Annotated in this window: 13 protein-coding genes and 1 pseudogene; 12 read left to right on the top strand and 2 right to left on the bottom strand. The window is 66.5% G+C overall.

Annotated elements, in window-relative coordinates; all coding sequences use genetic code 11:
• Positions 1-27 precede the first annotated feature (27 nt).
• The gene (locus tag C3Y92_RS11360; RefSeq protein WP_129352606.1) at positions 28-438 is read left to right on the top strand and encodes a hypothetical protein; all 411 of its coding nucleotides are present in this window, start codon (positions 28-30) and stop codon (positions 436-438) included.
• Positions 439-455: 17 nt separating this feature from the next.
• Here C3Y92_RS11360 and C3Y92_RS11355 read toward each other — a convergent pair whose 3' ends face one another.
• Positions 456-4,595 carry a hybrid sensor histidine kinase/response regulator gene (locus tag C3Y92_RS11355; protein ID WP_268932575.1) on the bottom strand — a complete coding sequence of 1,380 codons (4,140 nt, stop codon included), beginning with the start codon at positions 4,593-4,595 and terminating at the stop codon, positions 456-458.
• Positions 4,596-4,796: 201 nt separating this feature from the next.
• On the opposite strand from C3Y92_RS11355, the gene C3Y92_RS11350 reads away from it, so the two are divergent.
• The 3 genes from C3Y92_RS11350 to C3Y92_RS11345 are packed head-to-tail and all read left to right on the top strand — an operon-like array spanning position 4,797 to position 7,770.
• Complete coding sequence (locus C3Y92_RS11350; protein ID WP_235669701.1) at positions 4,797-5,732, top strand: DUF547 domain-containing protein; 936 nt, start codon at positions 4,797-4,799, stop codon at positions 5,730-5,732.
• On the top strand, positions 5,729-6,274 hold the full coding sequence (locus C3Y92_RS21480; RefSeq protein WP_235669467.1) for a hypothetical protein: 546 nt from the start codon (positions 5,729-5,731) through the stop codon (positions 6,272-6,274). The genes C3Y92_RS11350 and C3Y92_RS21480 overlap by 4 nt, the downstream gene beginning before the upstream one ends.
• 14 nt (positions 6,275-6,288) lie before the next feature.
• On the top strand, positions 6,289-7,770 hold the full coding sequence (locus tag C3Y92_RS11345; protein WP_235669466.1) for a glycosyltransferase: 1,482 nt from the start codon (positions 6,289-6,291) through the stop codon (positions 7,768-7,770).
• A gap of 94 nt (positions 7,771-7,864) precedes the next feature.
• Here C3Y92_RS11345 and C3Y92_RS11340 read toward each other — a convergent pair whose 3' ends face one another.
• A complete protein-coding gene (locus C3Y92_RS11340) occupies positions 7,865-8,404 on the bottom strand; it encodes a rhodanese-like domain-containing protein (RefSeq protein ID WP_129352600.1) in 540 nt (179 codons plus the stop codon).
• 299 nt (positions 8,405-8,703) lie between these two features.
• Between C3Y92_RS11340 and C3Y92_RS11335 the strand changes: the two genes are divergently transcribed.
• The 8 genes and pseudogenes from C3Y92_RS11335 to C3Y92_RS11305 all read left to right on the top strand — a co-directional run bounded on the left by C3Y92_RS11335 (position 8,704) and on the right by C3Y92_RS11305 (position 14,858).
• Positions 8,704-9,483 carry a DsbA family protein gene (locus C3Y92_RS11335; protein ID WP_129352598.1) on the top strand — a complete coding sequence of 260 codons (780 nt, stop codon included), beginning with the start codon at positions 8,704-8,706 and terminating at the stop codon, positions 9,481-9,483.
• A gap of 103 nt (positions 9,484-9,586) precedes the next feature.
• Positions 9,587-9,910: pseudogene (locus C3Y92_RS21475) on the top strand (PAS domain-containing protein); the annotation flags it as partial.
• Positions 9,911-10,013: 103 nt separating this feature from the next.
• Positions 10,014-10,940, top strand: coding sequence for a sensor histidine kinase (locus tag C3Y92_RS11330; RefSeq protein WP_235669465.1), 927 nt, complete (start codon positions 10,014-10,016; stop codon positions 10,938-10,940).
• Complete coding sequence (locus C3Y92_RS11325) at positions 10,940-11,668, top strand: C40 family peptidase (protein ID WP_129352596.1); 729 nt, start codon at positions 10,940-10,942, stop codon at positions 11,666-11,668. The genes C3Y92_RS11330 and C3Y92_RS11325 overlap by 1 nt, the downstream gene beginning before the upstream one ends.
• A 27-nt stretch (positions 11,669-11,695) precedes the next feature.
• Complete coding sequence (locus C3Y92_RS11320; protein ID WP_129352594.1) at positions 11,696-12,601, top strand: nitroreductase family protein; 906 nt, start codon at positions 11,696-11,698, stop codon at positions 12,599-12,601.
• 166 nt (positions 12,602-12,767) lie between these two features.
• Positions 12,768-13,457: a L,D-transpeptidase gene (locus C3Y92_RS11315; protein WP_129352592.1), complete on the top strand. Its 690-nt coding sequence runs from the start codon at positions 12,768-12,770 to the stop codon at positions 13,455-13,457.
• Positions 13,458-13,479: 22 nt separating this feature from the next.
• Positions 13,480-13,851 (top strand): Hpt domain-containing protein, encoded by a 372-nt coding sequence (locus C3Y92_RS11310; RefSeq protein WP_235669464.1) that lies wholly within the window; start codon positions 13,480-13,482, stop codon positions 13,849-13,851.
• Positions 13,852-13,892: 41 nt separating this feature from the next.
• Complete coding sequence (locus tag C3Y92_RS11305; protein ID WP_129352588.1) at positions 13,893-14,858, top strand: SPOR domain-containing protein; 966 nt, start codon at positions 13,893-13,895, stop codon at positions 14,856-14,858.
• Positions 14,859-14,897: the final 39 nt, after the last annotated feature.

The raw sequence follows: 14,897 nt of genomic DNA, 5'->3' as shown, positions 1-14,897 counted from the left end.
TTGTTTTCCGTCCTCGGGAGGTGTGCGATGCGCCTGATGTTGCTGCTTACGGCCCTGGTTTTCACGCTGGCCGTCTGCCCGCCGGCCCAGGCCACGGACTGGCGTTTTCTGGCCGCCCATGACGACCGGTCCGTGGAACTCTACTATGACCGGCATTCAGTGCGGATTTCGGGCGAGGTGCTGCGGCTTCGAATCAAGAGGGTGTTCGACGAGGCCGAGGGGCTGGAGATCGCCCATGAATTGGGCTTTCCCACCGGCGTGGCCTATGCCCTGGAGCGGGTGACCCTGGACTGCGGCCAGGGGCGGATTATCCGGCAGCAGGCAGCCTGGGTCGGGGTGGACGGCAAATTTCTGGACCGCACGTTGTCGCCCACTTCGGGGTGGCGGCCCATGCGGCCGGGGGGCCTTGGCGAAGCCGTCTGCCGGGAACTGGAATAGGGCGGCGGGTCCCCCTCTCAGTCGTCCTGGCGGCCAAGGAGCCCCTGCATGGCGGCGAGCAGGGCGCTGCGGCGAACGGGCTTGCTCAAGTAGGCAGAGCATCCGGCCTCAAGGCAGGCGGCCTCGTCCTCGGGAAAAGCCCGGGCGGTGATGCCGATGATGGGCGTGGGTCCAAGGCCGGACGCCCACTCATGTTCACGCATGGCCCGCACGGCGGTCAGCCCATCCAGGATTGGCATGACGTGGTCCATAAGCACGATGTCGATGCCGCCTTTCTTGAACCGGTCCAGGGCATCCTGGCCGTTCTCCACTTCTTCCAAGATAACCGGCTGATTTTCCAGGAACAGGCTGACGACTTGACGGTTGCCTACAGAGTCGTCGGCCAATAGCACCCGCCAGGGCTGGCCGCCGGCGTCGGAAAGCTCCGCAACGGCCTGGGTTTCCGGCGCAAGCGCTCCCGATGCCGCTTCGGCGGCAACCTCCAGCCTGACCGTGGCCGTGACGGTGGCCCCTTGTCCAAGGACGCTTTGGATGGACAATTCCCCCTGCATCAGTTCGGTGAGGCGCTTGGAGATGGCCAGCCCCAGGCCTGTCCCCCGGCGTTGATTGCCGCCCACCTGGAAAAAATTGTCGCAGACCCGGGCGATGTCGTCCGGGGCGATGCCGACGCCGGTGTCCCGGCAGGTCAGGCGCAGGAGGAAGGCGGAAGGGCCAAGGGGCGTGGCTGTGGCCGACAAGCGGATCTCCCCCGCGTGGGTGAACTTGCAGGCATTGGCCAAAAGGTTGGCCACGATCTGGGTGAGGCGGATGGGGTCGCCGTAAACCTGGCGGGGCAAGCCGGGATCAAGATCGCAGTAAAGCGGGAGGCCTTTTTCCTCGGCCTGGGGCGTGAACACGGCGCAGGTCTGGAACAGGGCTTCGGGCAAGTCGAAAGGTTCGGGCTCCAGGGTCAGCTTGCCGGCTTCAAGCTTGGACAGGTCGAGGATGTCGTTGATGACGCGCATGAGGATCTGGCCGGAGTGTTGGAAGATGTCCACATAGCGCTTCTGGCGGGGTGTGAGCGGGGTGTCGGCCAACAAATCGGCCATGCCCATGATGGCGTTCATGGGGGTGCGGATCTCGTGGCTCATGTTGGCCAGGAAGTCGGACTTGGCCCGATTGCCTTGCTCGGCCCGTTCCCGGGCGGCCAGAAGTTCGCTTTCCAGGGCCTTGCGCTCGGTGATATCGGCGATGAGCATAAGCAGGCAACGCCGTTCGAAAGCCTCGATGACCGTGCAGGAACAAAGCCCGATAATACGACGACCGTCGGCATGGCGGAAGGCCAGTTCCCGGTTGGTGACGGAATCGGCGACTTGCAGTTCGATCAGCAGTTGTTGGCGATCCTCGAAGCGTTCCCAAAAGCCGAGTTCCTCGGACGTGTGGCCGATGGCTTGGTCGGCCGGGATGCCGGTCAGTTGGGAAAAGGCCTCGTTGACGCGCAGCATCCGGGCGGACTGCTCTTCGCTGATGGTGACGGCCAGGGGCGAGAATTGGAAAATGGCGGAGAAGCTCAGACGGCTGCGGTGCAGGGCTTCTTCGGCGGCCTTGCGGTCCTCTATTTCGTTTTCGAGGTCAGCGGTGCGGCGACGCACGGTTTCCTCAAGTTCCCGGCGACGCTTCTCCAGGGCGGAAACCCGTAGTCTGTAGCCGCCATGGAGCAAGGCCAGGGCAGCCAGTCCGGCCAGGGCGCGAAACCACCAGGTGCCCCAAAAGGGCGGGGCCACGGCAATGGCCAGCGTCAGCCCTGTTTCGTTCCAGACGCCGTCATTGTTGCAGGCCCGAACGCGCAGGCGGTATTCCCCGGGGGAAAGATTGGTGTAGGTGACGGTGTTGTTGCCTGCCGGGGGGGAGAATTCCGGGTCAAAGCCTTCGAGCTTGTGGGAGAAAAGGTTTCGGGGCGGATCGGCGAAATCCAGGGCGGCAAAGGACAGTTCCAGGACGTTGTCCTCGTGGCCAAGGGCCAAGTTGCTCACCGTGACGGGGTTGGCGGCATAGGGTTTGTTGCGGATGCTCAGCCCGGTCAGGACCACGGGCGGCGCGTGGGGGTTGGGGCGGATGCGGCTGGGGAAAAAGGTGGTCAGGCCGTTTGTGCCGCCAAAAAACATTTCGCCGTTTTTGCCCTGGGCGTAGGCGTTCATCCAGAATTCCAGGCCGGCCAGTCCATCCCGATCCGAATAGTTGCGCACCTCGCCGCTACCCGGACTGTAGCGGAAAAGCCCCCGGAAGGTGCTGCACCACAGATTGCCGTCCTTGTCCTGCAACATCCCCTGGATGCCGTCGTTGGCCAGACCGTTGGCCATGGTGACGCGCTGGAAACGCCCGGTGCGCGGCTCGAAACGGTTGAGTCCCGCGTCGGTGCCGATCCACAAGGCCCCGGACGGATCAAGGAGGATGGGAGTTACGCGGTTGTTGGACAGGGAATTGGCGTTGTCCGGGTCGTGTTCCCAATGGGTGAAGGTTTCGGTGCTCTTGTCGAAACGGTTGAGTCCGCCATTGGTGCCGATCCACAGGATGCCTCCCGGGGCAGGGGTAATATGGCGCACCCGATTGTGGCTGAGGCTGGCCGGATTTTGGGGATCGTGGCGGTAGACCTTGGCCTTGCCTGTTGCCGGGTCGAAGCGGTTGAGTCCGCCCGAACTGGAACCCAGCCACAGGATGCCCTCTTCGTCCTCGGCGATCCACCAGATCTTGTTCTGGCTGATGGACTCGGGGTTTTGGGGGTCGTGGCGGTAATGGATGAAGCGGCCGCTGCCTGGGTCGTAGCGGTCCAGCCCCCGGTCGGTGGCTCCGATCCAGAGCCGGCCCTGGCGGTCAAAGCGCAGGCAGTTGACGCCGTCGTCGGCCAGGCTGTCCGGGTTGGCCGGGTCGTGGCGGAAAACCGTGACCTCGCCGGTGCGGCGATCAATGCGATTGAGACCGTTGTAGCGGGTGCCGACCCAGACGACATCGGCGCTTTCCTGGGCCACGGCGCTGACTGCGCTGCCGGACAGGGCGGTAGGCAGTCCCGGTCCGGCCCGGTAGACGGAAAACGCCTGATAGGCGGGATTGTAGCGGCTCACGCCCCCGGAATAGGTGCCGAACCACAGCAGGCCGCCGGTATCCTCCAGGGCGCACAGCACCTCGTCCTGGGACAGGCTTTCCGGGTCCAGGGGATTGTTGACGGCCATGGACGGGAGCAACTTTCCCGGGTGGTCCGGGTCCGGCCACATCCGGGCCAGCCCTCGGTTGGTGCCGATGAAAAGCCCGCCCCAGGAGTCGCGGAAGGCAAACCAGGTGGCTAGGCCGGGCAGATGATGATCGGACCGGCCGGTGGCTTGATTGAAGCGATACGCGCCATGTATTTCCGTGAGCACCCAGAGCGTGTCCGGTCCGTCGCAGGCAATGCCGTTGATGCGCGCGTCGGCCGGAAGCTCGCCCAAGGGGCCGGGGAGCAGGGGCGTGGCTTGGCCGTCGGCCAAGTTTACGGCATGAACGCTCCGGCTGGTGGCCACGAACAGACTGCCGTCGGCTCGGGCTTTGATGGCGATGACCGGACTTTTGACGGCATTGCCGTTCTGGTCAGACAAGGCCACGGCTTCCACGATGCCGGCCGGTGAGATGCGGGCCAGACCGGTTGCGCCGCCCACCCAGAGGTTGCCCGACCCGTCACGGGCGATGGCCCGGATTTCCTTGTCTACATCGCCGCTGGGGTAGGGGGTGGCTGCAGGATAGGGGCGGAAACGGTCGGCTTCGCGGTCATAGACGGCCAGACCGCCGTTTTTGGTGCCCACAAGCAGTGTGCCGTCCTCCGGGTCGACGAAAAGCGTGCGGATGCTGTTGTCAGGCAGGGAATCGGGCCGGCCCGGGGTGTTGCGGTAGACCACGACATTGGTCCCGTCGTAGCGGTTGAGGCCGTCGTAGGTGCCGATCCACAGAAATCCCAGCTTGTCCTGGGCCATGCAGACGACATAAGATTGGGAAAGCCCTTGTTCCAGGGACAACCGCTGGAAGCGAGGCTGGGAATTGCCGTGGGCCGACGGCGGCAGTACAAGGAAAGAGATCAGTGCATAAAGGCCGAGAAGCAGGCTCAGGCCTGGGCGTAGGAGAGAGGCTGCGTCGGAAGACCTGGGTTGCGTCATAGTTGTTGCACAAGTGTTGCCGGTGCGCGGGTTCGACGACGTTATGCCCCCCAACGAACTGAAGACCGAAGGAATATGCAACAATACCGGAAGGAATTCAATTGGTTTTCCACGGTTCATTGCGCCTGATGTCCAACTCCTGCGCTGGACCTTCACTGCGGGGTTTATCCCCAGAGCGTTGAGGAGGTTGATGTGTTCAAGATGGTTATGCTGGCGATTTTGTTGTTGCTTTTCGCAGGATTTGCCAATGACGCCCAATCTTCTGGCTATCTTGACCACTACGGTGCTTTTTTGGCCGCCCATGTACGCGGGGGCGTGGTGAACTATGCGGGCATCAAGGCGGACATGGCCCGTCTTGATGCGACGTTGGCGCTCATGGCCGCCGAAAACCCCGAGGCCCTGGCCCGGCCTGATCGCGTAGCACTCTATATAAACGCCTATAACCTCTGGACTATCCGCCTCATCATGGACCATTGGCCGGGGATATCCTCCATCAAGGAAGCCGGCGGCTTTCTGGCCTCGCCCTGGAAACGATCCTTTGTGCGCTTGGGCGGCCGGAAGCTGTCCCTGGACGACATTGAGCACGGCATCCTGCGTCGGCAATACCCGGACCCCAGGCTCCACTTTGTGCTCAACTGCGCCTCCAAAAGTTGTCCGCCGCTTTTGTCCGTGCCCTACCGGGGTGAGGTCCTGGACGCCATGCTGGATGCGCGGACACGGGCCTGCCTGAATGACCCGGTCGGGGCGCGGGTAGACGGCGGCCGGTTGCGTTTGCTCCGCATTTTTGACTGGTATGCCGAAGATTTCGGCGGCCGGGACGGGCAGTGGGGATTTGTGCGCCGCTTTGCCGGGCCGGCGCTGGGCGCGGCGCTTGACGCCCTGGCGGATCGCCGGCCAGTTTATGATGACTATGACTGGTCCCTCAATGATGCGCCAGGGCCGTGGACTTCGGCCCTGGTCGGCGCGGACGCGCCACCGTCCGGCGTCGGCGCGGATACGCCACCCTCTGATGTAGGCAAGGATGCGCCGCTTGTTGGCGTTGGCGGCTATGGACCGCCTTCAGGCTTGGCTCCGGGCCAGCAGCCCCTGGGCAACGGCGCGGGAAGTGCGCCTGCCGCAAGGCCGGAGCGCCCGTGACACGAAGGCTTCCAAGCGGGCATCAGGCGGCGTGGGCTGAAGCGGCCTGTCCGGCCAGGGCGTTTGCCGGCTTGCCTGGCCACGTCTGGCGCGGACTGCTTTGCCTGGCGGCCCTTGTCGTCCTGGCCCTGTGCGGCCGTTTTGAGACCGGGCGCTATGTCTATGCCACCTGCTTTGCCGGGGCTTTCGCCGCCCTGGTCCTGGCCGTGCGCGGCTGGCCGGCCGGGCATCGCGGCCGGGTCACCGTCGCCGTTGTGGCCCTGGGCCTTGGCGCGCGGCTGCTCTTTGTCTGGGCCTGGCCGGTAGACACCGACGTCTTTCGCTACATCGTCGAAGGCGACATGCAGCTGGCCGGGGGCAATCCTTATTTGATCGCGCCCGGCGACCCGAGGCTGCCCAGGCTGTTGTCCGCCCAGGCAGCAGCCGTCCTTGGCCGGGTCAACCACCCTGAGCTGACCGCCGCCTATCCGCCCCTGGCCGAGCTGTTCTGCCGGGCCGTGGCCGCCGTCTCGCCCACCCCCTGGCTTTCCGGGGAGCTTTAGCCCTGGCCGACTTCATGGCCGCCCTGGCCCTGGCCGTGGTCCTGGCCAAGCGTCGGCTGCCGCCGGCCTGGCTGGCCCTGTATGTGCTTTCCCCCCTGTCCCTGATCATGGGCGCGGGGGAAGGGCACCTCGACGCGCTGGTGGCCTTGGGCGTCTCCCTGGCCCTGGCCGCCTTCGCGACCCGCCGCGACGGCTGGGGTTTTTTGTGCCTGGGCGCGGCCGGGCTGGTGAAATATCCGGTTTTGCTGCTCATTCCGTTTTTCATGCGGCCTGGCAATCTGCGCCAGGCCGTCGCCTGTCTCGTGCCGCTGGCGAGCTTTTGGCCTTACCACACGGCCGGGCCGGCCTTGTTTCAGTCACTTGCAACCTTTGCCGGCCACGTGGCCCAGGGCGGACCGTTAACGGCCTTGTTGTGGCCGATTTGCGGCCCCCTGGCCCCGGCCGTGTCTCTGGCCCTTGGCGGCGTGGCGCTTGCGGTCGGCTGGCTGGTCGTCCAGGATCGCGGGCGTGGGCCGCTTTTCGCCGGTCTGGCCGGGTTTGCCGCCTTGCCCACGGTTTATCCTTGGTATTTCCTCCTGGTCCTGCCGCTGTGGACCCTGCGTCCTGGACGGCCTGCGCTGTGGCTTCTGGCCGCCCAGGGCTTGGCCGTGACCCCGACCTGGCTTCGCGCCCAGGAACTTGGCGGCCAGGGACTGGCCATGGCCGCGATCTGGCTGCCGTTTTTACTGCTCCTGGCCCTTTCCGCCTGGCGACCCGGGCTGGCCGTCCCGATCGGCCCCGCGCAAAGACCACGGCGGCTCTCGGTGGTCGTGCCGACCCGAAACGAGGGCAGGGGACTTGGGCGATGTCTGGAGAGCCTTAGCGGCACGGGCGTGCACGAGGTCGTGGTGGCCGACGGCGGCTCCACCGACGGCACGGCCTCCCTGGCCGCCGGATTTGGCGCGAAGGTGGTCGCCGCCGATGGCGGCCGGGGCGGGCAGATCGCGGCTGGTCTGGCCGCCTGCAGGGGCGAGGTGGTCCTTGTTCTGCACGCCGACGCCGTGGTCGCGCCCGACGTGCCGGCCCGGATTCAGGCCGCTTTGGACCGTTGCCCCGAGGCGGTCGGCGGCGTGGTCGGCATGGCCTACGACACGCGGCGTCCCGGGCTTGGCGTCCTGGGGTTGCTCAATGCCCTGCGGGCGCGGTTTGGCGGCATCGGCTTCGGCGACCAGGGCCAGTTCTTCCGGCGCGAGGAACTGGAGGACGCTGGCGGTTTTCCGGCGTTGGCGCTCATGGAAGACGTGGAGCTGTCCTTGCGCCTGCGCCAGGCCGGGGAGACGCTGTGCCTGGGCGGCGGCGTCACGGCTTCGGGCCGGCGCTGGGCCGGGGCGGGCTTTGGCGGCAAGGCGGCCGGTGTCGTGGCCATGTGCCTGGGCTATCTGGCCGCCCGGCGGCTGGGATTGGCCGACGTTACGGGCCGGCGCTACTACCGCCGCTATTACGGCCGGGAGCCTTAGCCGTAGAGTCTCGACACGTGGACGATCTGGCCAGGAAATCTGGAGGGTGGACGGCCTGTCTGAGGCACAATCCTGTCAGCGGGGCAGCGGGGCCTTACCAGACGGCCGTGTAGGCCAGGGGCGCGAGATCCCAGGTGCGGCCGTAGACATGGACGCGCCTGGTCGGCGCGCCCGAGGCGTCGACGAGAGTTCCACCGGCGTGGAGCCAGCCCACTATCCCGGCGGCCAGATTGGCGGCGGCCATGCCCTTGGCCGCAAGCTTCTGGACCAGCACCCCGCTACGGTAGCCGATGGTGCAGTAGATGACGGCCTGCTTGCCGGCAAACCGGTCTGGAGCGGCCAGATAGGCCTGTTCCGAGACGGCTCCGGGCAGTGTGGAGACGGCCCGTTCCGCTTCCGAGCGGGCGTCGATGAAGACCACGCCGCCGTCTTGCCAGCGTTTCAAGGCCTCCTCGGGACGTATTTCCGTGACCTCGGGAAAATCCTTTTTGTAGCCTTCGTACAGGGCGTAGGCCTTGGCTTGGCGCTCCGGATCGGTTTTGGGCTGGCTGTCGCAAGCGGCCAACAAGGCCAGGACGCCCCAGAGGGCCAGGGCGAGAAAGGCGAGGGGACGGCGAGCAGGGCGACGGGGCATGGGCAATCCTTACGGCCGGTGGCGGTCGGCGTCATCGGCGGCGGAGGGCGTGTGTTCAGGCGGTCGCCGACGGCGACAGGTCTCGGGCAGTCAGGTGCCGCCGGGCTGCTGTCTGGCGCCGCTTAAGCAAAAGGCGAAAAGGCCGGCCACCAGCGTGGCCAGGAGAACAAGCCATTCCATGGCGGCAGCCTACCACGTGCCTCGCGTGTCGTCGATGGGCAACGGATGACAGTCCGGGCGAAAGGGTCTATGACGGGCGGCATCGAAAGCGCCGTGACGGCGCGCTATCTGGAGGAAGCATGGGCAAATGGAAAGTGCTCGTCGCGCTGGCCGTTATTGGCTTTACGGCCATGCCGGCCGCGGCCGACGACGACCTGGAGCGGGTTCGCAGGGTGCTGCGCGAACATCCTGAAATCGTGGTCGAGGCCATTCGCCAGCAGGGTCCGGCCGTTTTGGAAGTCATCGAGACCACGGCCCGGGCGCGCCAGAAAGACCTGGAGCGGGCGCGCTTCAGCCAGTCCCTGGCCAAGCCGCTCACGCCGGTCATGGAGGCCGGCCGGATTGCCCTTGGTCCGCAAAGCGCCCCGGTGACCATCGTGGAATATTCCGATTTCCTGTGCCACTTTTGCGGCCAGGCCTCGGGTACTGTCAAAAGCGTGATGGAAAAACGCCCTGACGACGTCCGACTGGTGTTCAAGCACTTTGCCACGGGTAAAAACAGCGTGCGGGCCGCGCTGTATTTCGAGGCCATCGCCCAGCAGGACGCCAAGAAGGCCTGGAACTTCATGGACAAGGTCTTTGCCCGGCAAAAGGACGTGGCCGAGAAGGGCGACGAAGTTCTTGACGCCATCGCCAAGGAAGTCGGCGCGGACGCCAAGAAGCTGGCCGAGGACGTCAAGAGCAAGGCGCTTGCCGACAGGGTCGCCGCCGACACCAAGGAAGCCCGGGACTTCGGCTTCGAAGGCACGCCGGTGTTCCTCATTAACGGCGCGCCGGTGCGTGGGGCCGTGCCCTACGAAGTTTTTGACGAATTCGTCGGCGTGGCGGCCAAGACCCCGGCCGCGGCCAAGAACCAGTAAGATCCTCCCCCTTTCGTGTCGCGCTCCGCTTCGGTCCGGTCTTGTCATCGGACCGAAGCGGGCCTACTTTGGAGGAGTTGTCTCCAAGGGGCCGGGAAGCGCCATGCCAAGCGTCAGACAAATACTCGTCCAAAACGTCATCAAGACCATACCCGTGGGCCTGCTCGTCATCGGCCCGCGCGGCACGATCATCGCCGCCAGTCCTTCGGCAGTCCATCTCTTGGGCTTGCCGCAAGACAGCCTTGAGGGCCATGATTGGCGCAAACTGCTCCTGTCGGCCCCGGCCAATGAATCGTTTAATCGCAATCTCGTCGAAGCCGTGGAAAACGGCCGGCCCTATCGCCAGTGCCTGGCCGATTACCAGCGCCCGGACGGCGAGATGCGCCGCTTTTCCATGACCGCCACCTGTCCGAGCGTGGACGGCAAGCCTATTGGCGTCACGCTCCTTTTTGACGACGTCACGGCGCTGTATCGCAGCCGGGAGCGGGAAAACGCCGCTCTTCGCGAAAAAAAACCGTCTCCAGCACGACATGATCGAAAGCCTCAACAACCTGGCCTTGTCCGTGGCCCATCAGGTGCGCAATCCGGCCGCGGCCATCGGCGGCTTTGCGCTCAAGCTCCTGCGCGACCACAAGGAACGCCGCCTGCCCGTGGAATATCCCGAGATCATCTTCCAGGAAGCCCGGCGTCTGGAAGATCTGGTCGGCGCGGTGGTGCGTCTTTCGACCCTTGGCGGCCCCCGATTTGCCGCCGTGCGCCTGCCCCGGCTGGTGGAAGAGGCCCTTTCCCGGGCCGCCCGCAGCGCCGAAGGACTGCACAAGCGCCTGGAGAGCCATCTTTCCCTGGAAGACGTGGAGATCGTAGCCGACGAGGCCTTGCTTTCCCTGGCCCTGGACGAGCTGTTGCTCAATGCCGTGGAATTTTCCGGCCATGAACTCGTGCGCGTGTCCATCCAGCTGGCCCGGCGAGACGACGTCAGCCATCTCACCATTGCCGACGACGGCCCAGGAGTGCGGCCCGAACTGCGCTCGTTTGTCTTCGACCCCTTTTTCACCACCAAGGCCCGGGGGGCCGGCATCGGCCTGACCTTGGCCCGCAAGGCCGTGCTGGAGCACAACGGCGAGATCGACCTGCGCCAGGGCGACGACGGCGGCGCGGTGGTGGCGGTGCGGCTTTTCGACACCCCCGAGGCGGGTCTGGGACGCGAGGCGTTTTATGGTCCCATGGGCCTGGATGTGCGCGAACTCATGACCAAGGCGCGGGAGCTGGGTCTGGACGTCTCGGGGCTGACCACCATCGACGCCGTGCGTTCCATCCAGCAGCGCGAGGGCTTTGCTCCGTGTTTCGCCTGGGGCGTTCATGACCGCTGCGGCCAGGAGCTGTGCGCCTTTCGCCGGGAATGCGTCAAGACCCTGCGCATCGACGACGGCCGCCGTTTCGTCTACGGAGGCAGTTGATGCGCCGCCGGTATTTCGCCACGTCTTGTCTGCTGGCGGCAGCCGTCTGCTGCCTGCCGCTTTGGGCCGCCTCGCCGGCCCAGGCGCGCACCGTTTACGGCTATGAAGACAGCCTGGGCATGCTCCATACGAGTCCGAACAAATTAAGCGCGCACTACAAGCCGCTCTACGACAGCGAAGCCAAGGCCGACCACCAGGCCTTGGTCAAGGCGCTCCGGGACCAAAACGCCCTGGGCGGCCCGCCGATCACCCGAGGGGCCGTGCTGCCGGCCGACATGGGACCGCTGTCCGAAGTCGGGGAGCGTATCCTTCGCGCCGCCGAACCTTACCTGGGGGCACCCTATCGATTGGGCGGCGACACTCCGGCCGGCATCGACTGTTCGGGCCTGACCAAGGCCGTTTACGCCAGTTTCGGGTGTTCCCTGCCCCGGCAAAGCCGGCTCCAGGCCGGGCTGGGTTCGGCCGTGGCCACGGCCGAACTGGCCCCGGGCGACCTGCTCTTTTTCGCCACCAATCTGGACGTCGGCATCAGCCATGTCGGCATCTATCTCGGCAGCGGCCGGATGCTCCATTCCAGCCCCAGGCGCGGGGGCGTGGGCGTGGACAAGCTTTCCGGCACGGATTACGAACGCTGGTTCGTGGCCGCCCGCCGCCTGCCGCGCGCTCCCGGGACCGAGGCCGGTTCTCGTGAGGCCGGCGCGGCGTCTCGCAAGGCTGGACGGAAATAGTTTTCGCAAACATAAGGCATGGTGCGCATGGGGAGTGATTCGCCGATACTGGACGCCGCCGCCTGCGTGGGCTGCGGGGAGTGCGTGGCGGTCTGTCCGTCCGGGGTGTTGTCCCTGGGCGACGGCCTGGTGGTGGTGGCCGGGGCCGGCTGCATCGGCTGCGGCCAGTGCCGGGCCGTGTGCCCCCAGTGCGCCCTGACCATTCCCGGCGACGATCCCTGGGCCCAGGCTTACGACGTCATCGAGTCCTCGGGCGAGCAGATCGCCCCGGGGGGCTGTCAGGCCGGGCGCTTGGTCGATCTTATGCGCTCCCGGCGTTCCTGCCGGCGCTATCTGGAACGGCCCGTGCCCGGCCCCGTTATTGAGGATGTGATTCGCGCCGGGATCACCGCGCCGTCAGGCACCAATTCCCAGGCCTGGACCTTCACGGTGCTGGCCACCCGGGCGGCGGTCATGAGCCTGGGCCAGGCCGTGGCCGGATTTTTCGGCCGCGTCAATCGCCTGGCCGCCAATCCGCTCGTGCGCAAAGGCTACGCGCTCCTGGGCCGTCGGGAGCTGGAAGACTACTACCGTGAGCATTATGCGTCGGTGGCCGAGGCGTTGGCTGCCTGGGAGCGCGACCGCACGGACCGGCTTTTTCACGGGGCCACGGCCGTGGTGGTGGTCGGCTCCAGGCCCGGGGCGAGCTGTCCGGCCGAGGACGCGCTGTTGGCCACGGGCAACATGCTTTTGGCCGCCCACTGCCTGGGGCTTGGCTCCTGCCTTATCGGCTACGCTGTCGAGGCCATGCGCCACGACAAGCGGGTCAAGGCGGCGGCGGGGTTGCCCCGGGAGGAAACGGTCCATGCCGTTTTGGCCCTGGGCTGGCCGGCCGTGTCCTACGCCCGGCCAGCCGGCCGGCGGCGGCCGCTGGTGCGGTATAAAACCGCCTGATCCCGTTTGGGCTTGTCGGGACGGACAGTTTATGGCAAGGCCGGACAGTGCGGGAGACTGGATGCGTCGGAGGATGGGAACGATGCGGGGATGGATTTTCGGGATCGCGGCGCTGGTTTTGGCGGCCGCGACGCCGTGCGGGGCGACGGAACAGCCCACTGAGGCAATGCGCCCGCGTGAAGTGGCGCTTATTGAGGGGACTACCGGGACAGCGACCCAGGAACCCGCCGCCAAAGCGGCGGCCAAACCCTCGGCAGCGCCCATTGCGATAAAACCGGCTATCGCCGCGCCCGCCATGGCCTATGCGCCGGTGGCCGACGGCGGCGGGCTGGACCGCTTCCTGGCCACCCTGGCCCCGTCCCAGACCACCGGCGAACCCGTGGCCCCGGAAGACGCCGCCGCCTACAATGCCCGCAAGAATCATTATTCCATCGAGGTCCATCTGTCCCAGCGCAAGCTTTTCCTCTATGAAAATCTGCCTGATGGATCGCGCCATCTGGCCCGAAGCTACGTGGTGGCCGTGCCGGGCCGGGACATGGAAGCGCCCCAGGGCTGGGGCGTGGTCACGGGCATCAGTTTCGAGCCCTCCTGGCGGCCCACGCCGGCCATGAAGGAACGGGCGCTCAAAAAAGGCAAACCCCTGCCCGAATACGTCGGTCCCGGGGTCAAGGACAATCCCATGGGACCGTTCAAGATCATCCTGTCCCATGGCTACGGTTTTCGCATCCACGGCAACAACAATCCCAATTCCATCGGCCGGCCCGTCACCAGCGGCTGCATCCGCATGCGCAACGACGAGGGCAAGGACATGGCCAAATTGATCGACGTCGGCACCGAAGTGGTGTTTCTCGACTGAACATGCCCAAGGAATGACGTTTATGGCAGCCGACGAGGAACATGGGGAAACCGCCGCCCGTCGTCCGGCGACGTTTGACCCTGAAGCCGCGCGCCGCCATATGGGTGTGGACGCCGACGGCTTTCGGCGCGTGTTCGACTGCATCTGGGATGAGGTGAGCCGCCGGCGCAGCCTCCTGGATGCGGCCTATGCTTCGGGAGACCTGGAAGGCGTGGCCTTGCAGGCCCATACCATCAAGAGTTCCGCCGCCTCCATCGGGGCCGAGGCGCTCAGCCGAGCGGCGGCCGCCGTTGAAACGGCGGCCAGACAGCAAACCGCCGAAGCCCTGGCCCTGGCCATCGGCCGATTCAACGCCGCCAGGGAAACCTTGAGCCGGTTGGCGGGCATCTGCTGACGCGGCCCCGCCGGCGTCGTCCTTATCAGGGAGGAGTCCCCTTGAACCGTTGTTTGCCCATCGCGGCGCTTCTGCTGGCCTTTGGCCTGTGCGGCTGCGCCTCCAACAACAAGGATTTTGAAAAAGAGATTTGGGGGCAGCAGGCTCCCGAATCGCCAAGCGACACGGGTTGGCCACGACAGTCCGCCACGCCGCCCCCTCCTCCTCCACCGGCCTACGCCCCGGCTCCGTATGCCCCCCCGCCGCCGCCCGCGCCGGCCGCTTCCCGGCCGCTGCCGGCCCAACCTGCCCCAGCTGCCGCCGCGCCACCCATGCCGGCGGTCTTGGGCGGGACGGGACGGACCATCGCGCCGCCCGTGGTGGAGCCGGCCCCGGCCGTGACCGACCCCCGGTTCGTGCCCAAACCCTTCAAGCCCGGTGCGGCCGAGGTTGAACAGGCTGCCGTGCCCCAGGGCGGCTATGCCGGCGTTCCCGGGGCTGCCAACTCACCGGCAGCGGCTCCGGCGACAGCCGCGCCGGCCGCCGCGCGTCCCGCTCCCATGCCCGAACCGGCCGGCCCGACTTCGGAAGAACCGGCCGGCGCGCCGTCGGACCGGGCAACCTTCACCTTCATGGCCGGTTCATTCGCTCACAAGGAAAAAGCCTCGGAGCTCATGAATGCCCTGGAGTCGCGCGGATTTTCCACCCGCATCGACCAGGGCAAGCTCAACAACAAGACGTTTTTCAAGGTCTACGCCGTCAAGGAAGGCAACCGGGCCGAGCTTGAAGGCGAGCTTTTCGCCGCCGGCGTCACCGAGCCGCACCTGACCGAGGAGCGGCCCCTGGACCGGGGCGGCGCGCCCAAGGCCGGCGCGGCCGGGTCGGCCAAGACGGCTCCGGCCGCCACAGGCGCGGCCAAGGCCCCGTCGCCCAAGCCTTCGGGCAACATCCCGCCGCCCATTGTCGAGCCGGCGCCGCCCCTGCCCGACGGCTACGTGCCGCCGCCGCCCAAGGCCGGCGGATCATAAGCCCGCCGGGGCCACCATGGACGCCTTTTGCCGGGGCGG

This window comes from Solidesulfovibrio carbinolicus, from assembly GCF_004135975.1.
GTDB lineage: Bacteria > Desulfobacterota > Desulfovibrionia > Desulfovibrionales > Desulfovibrionaceae > Solidesulfovibrio > Solidesulfovibrio carbinolicus.
Note: the sequence above shows the minus strand (reverse complement) of the source record. Positions and strands in the feature narration are given on the sequence as shown.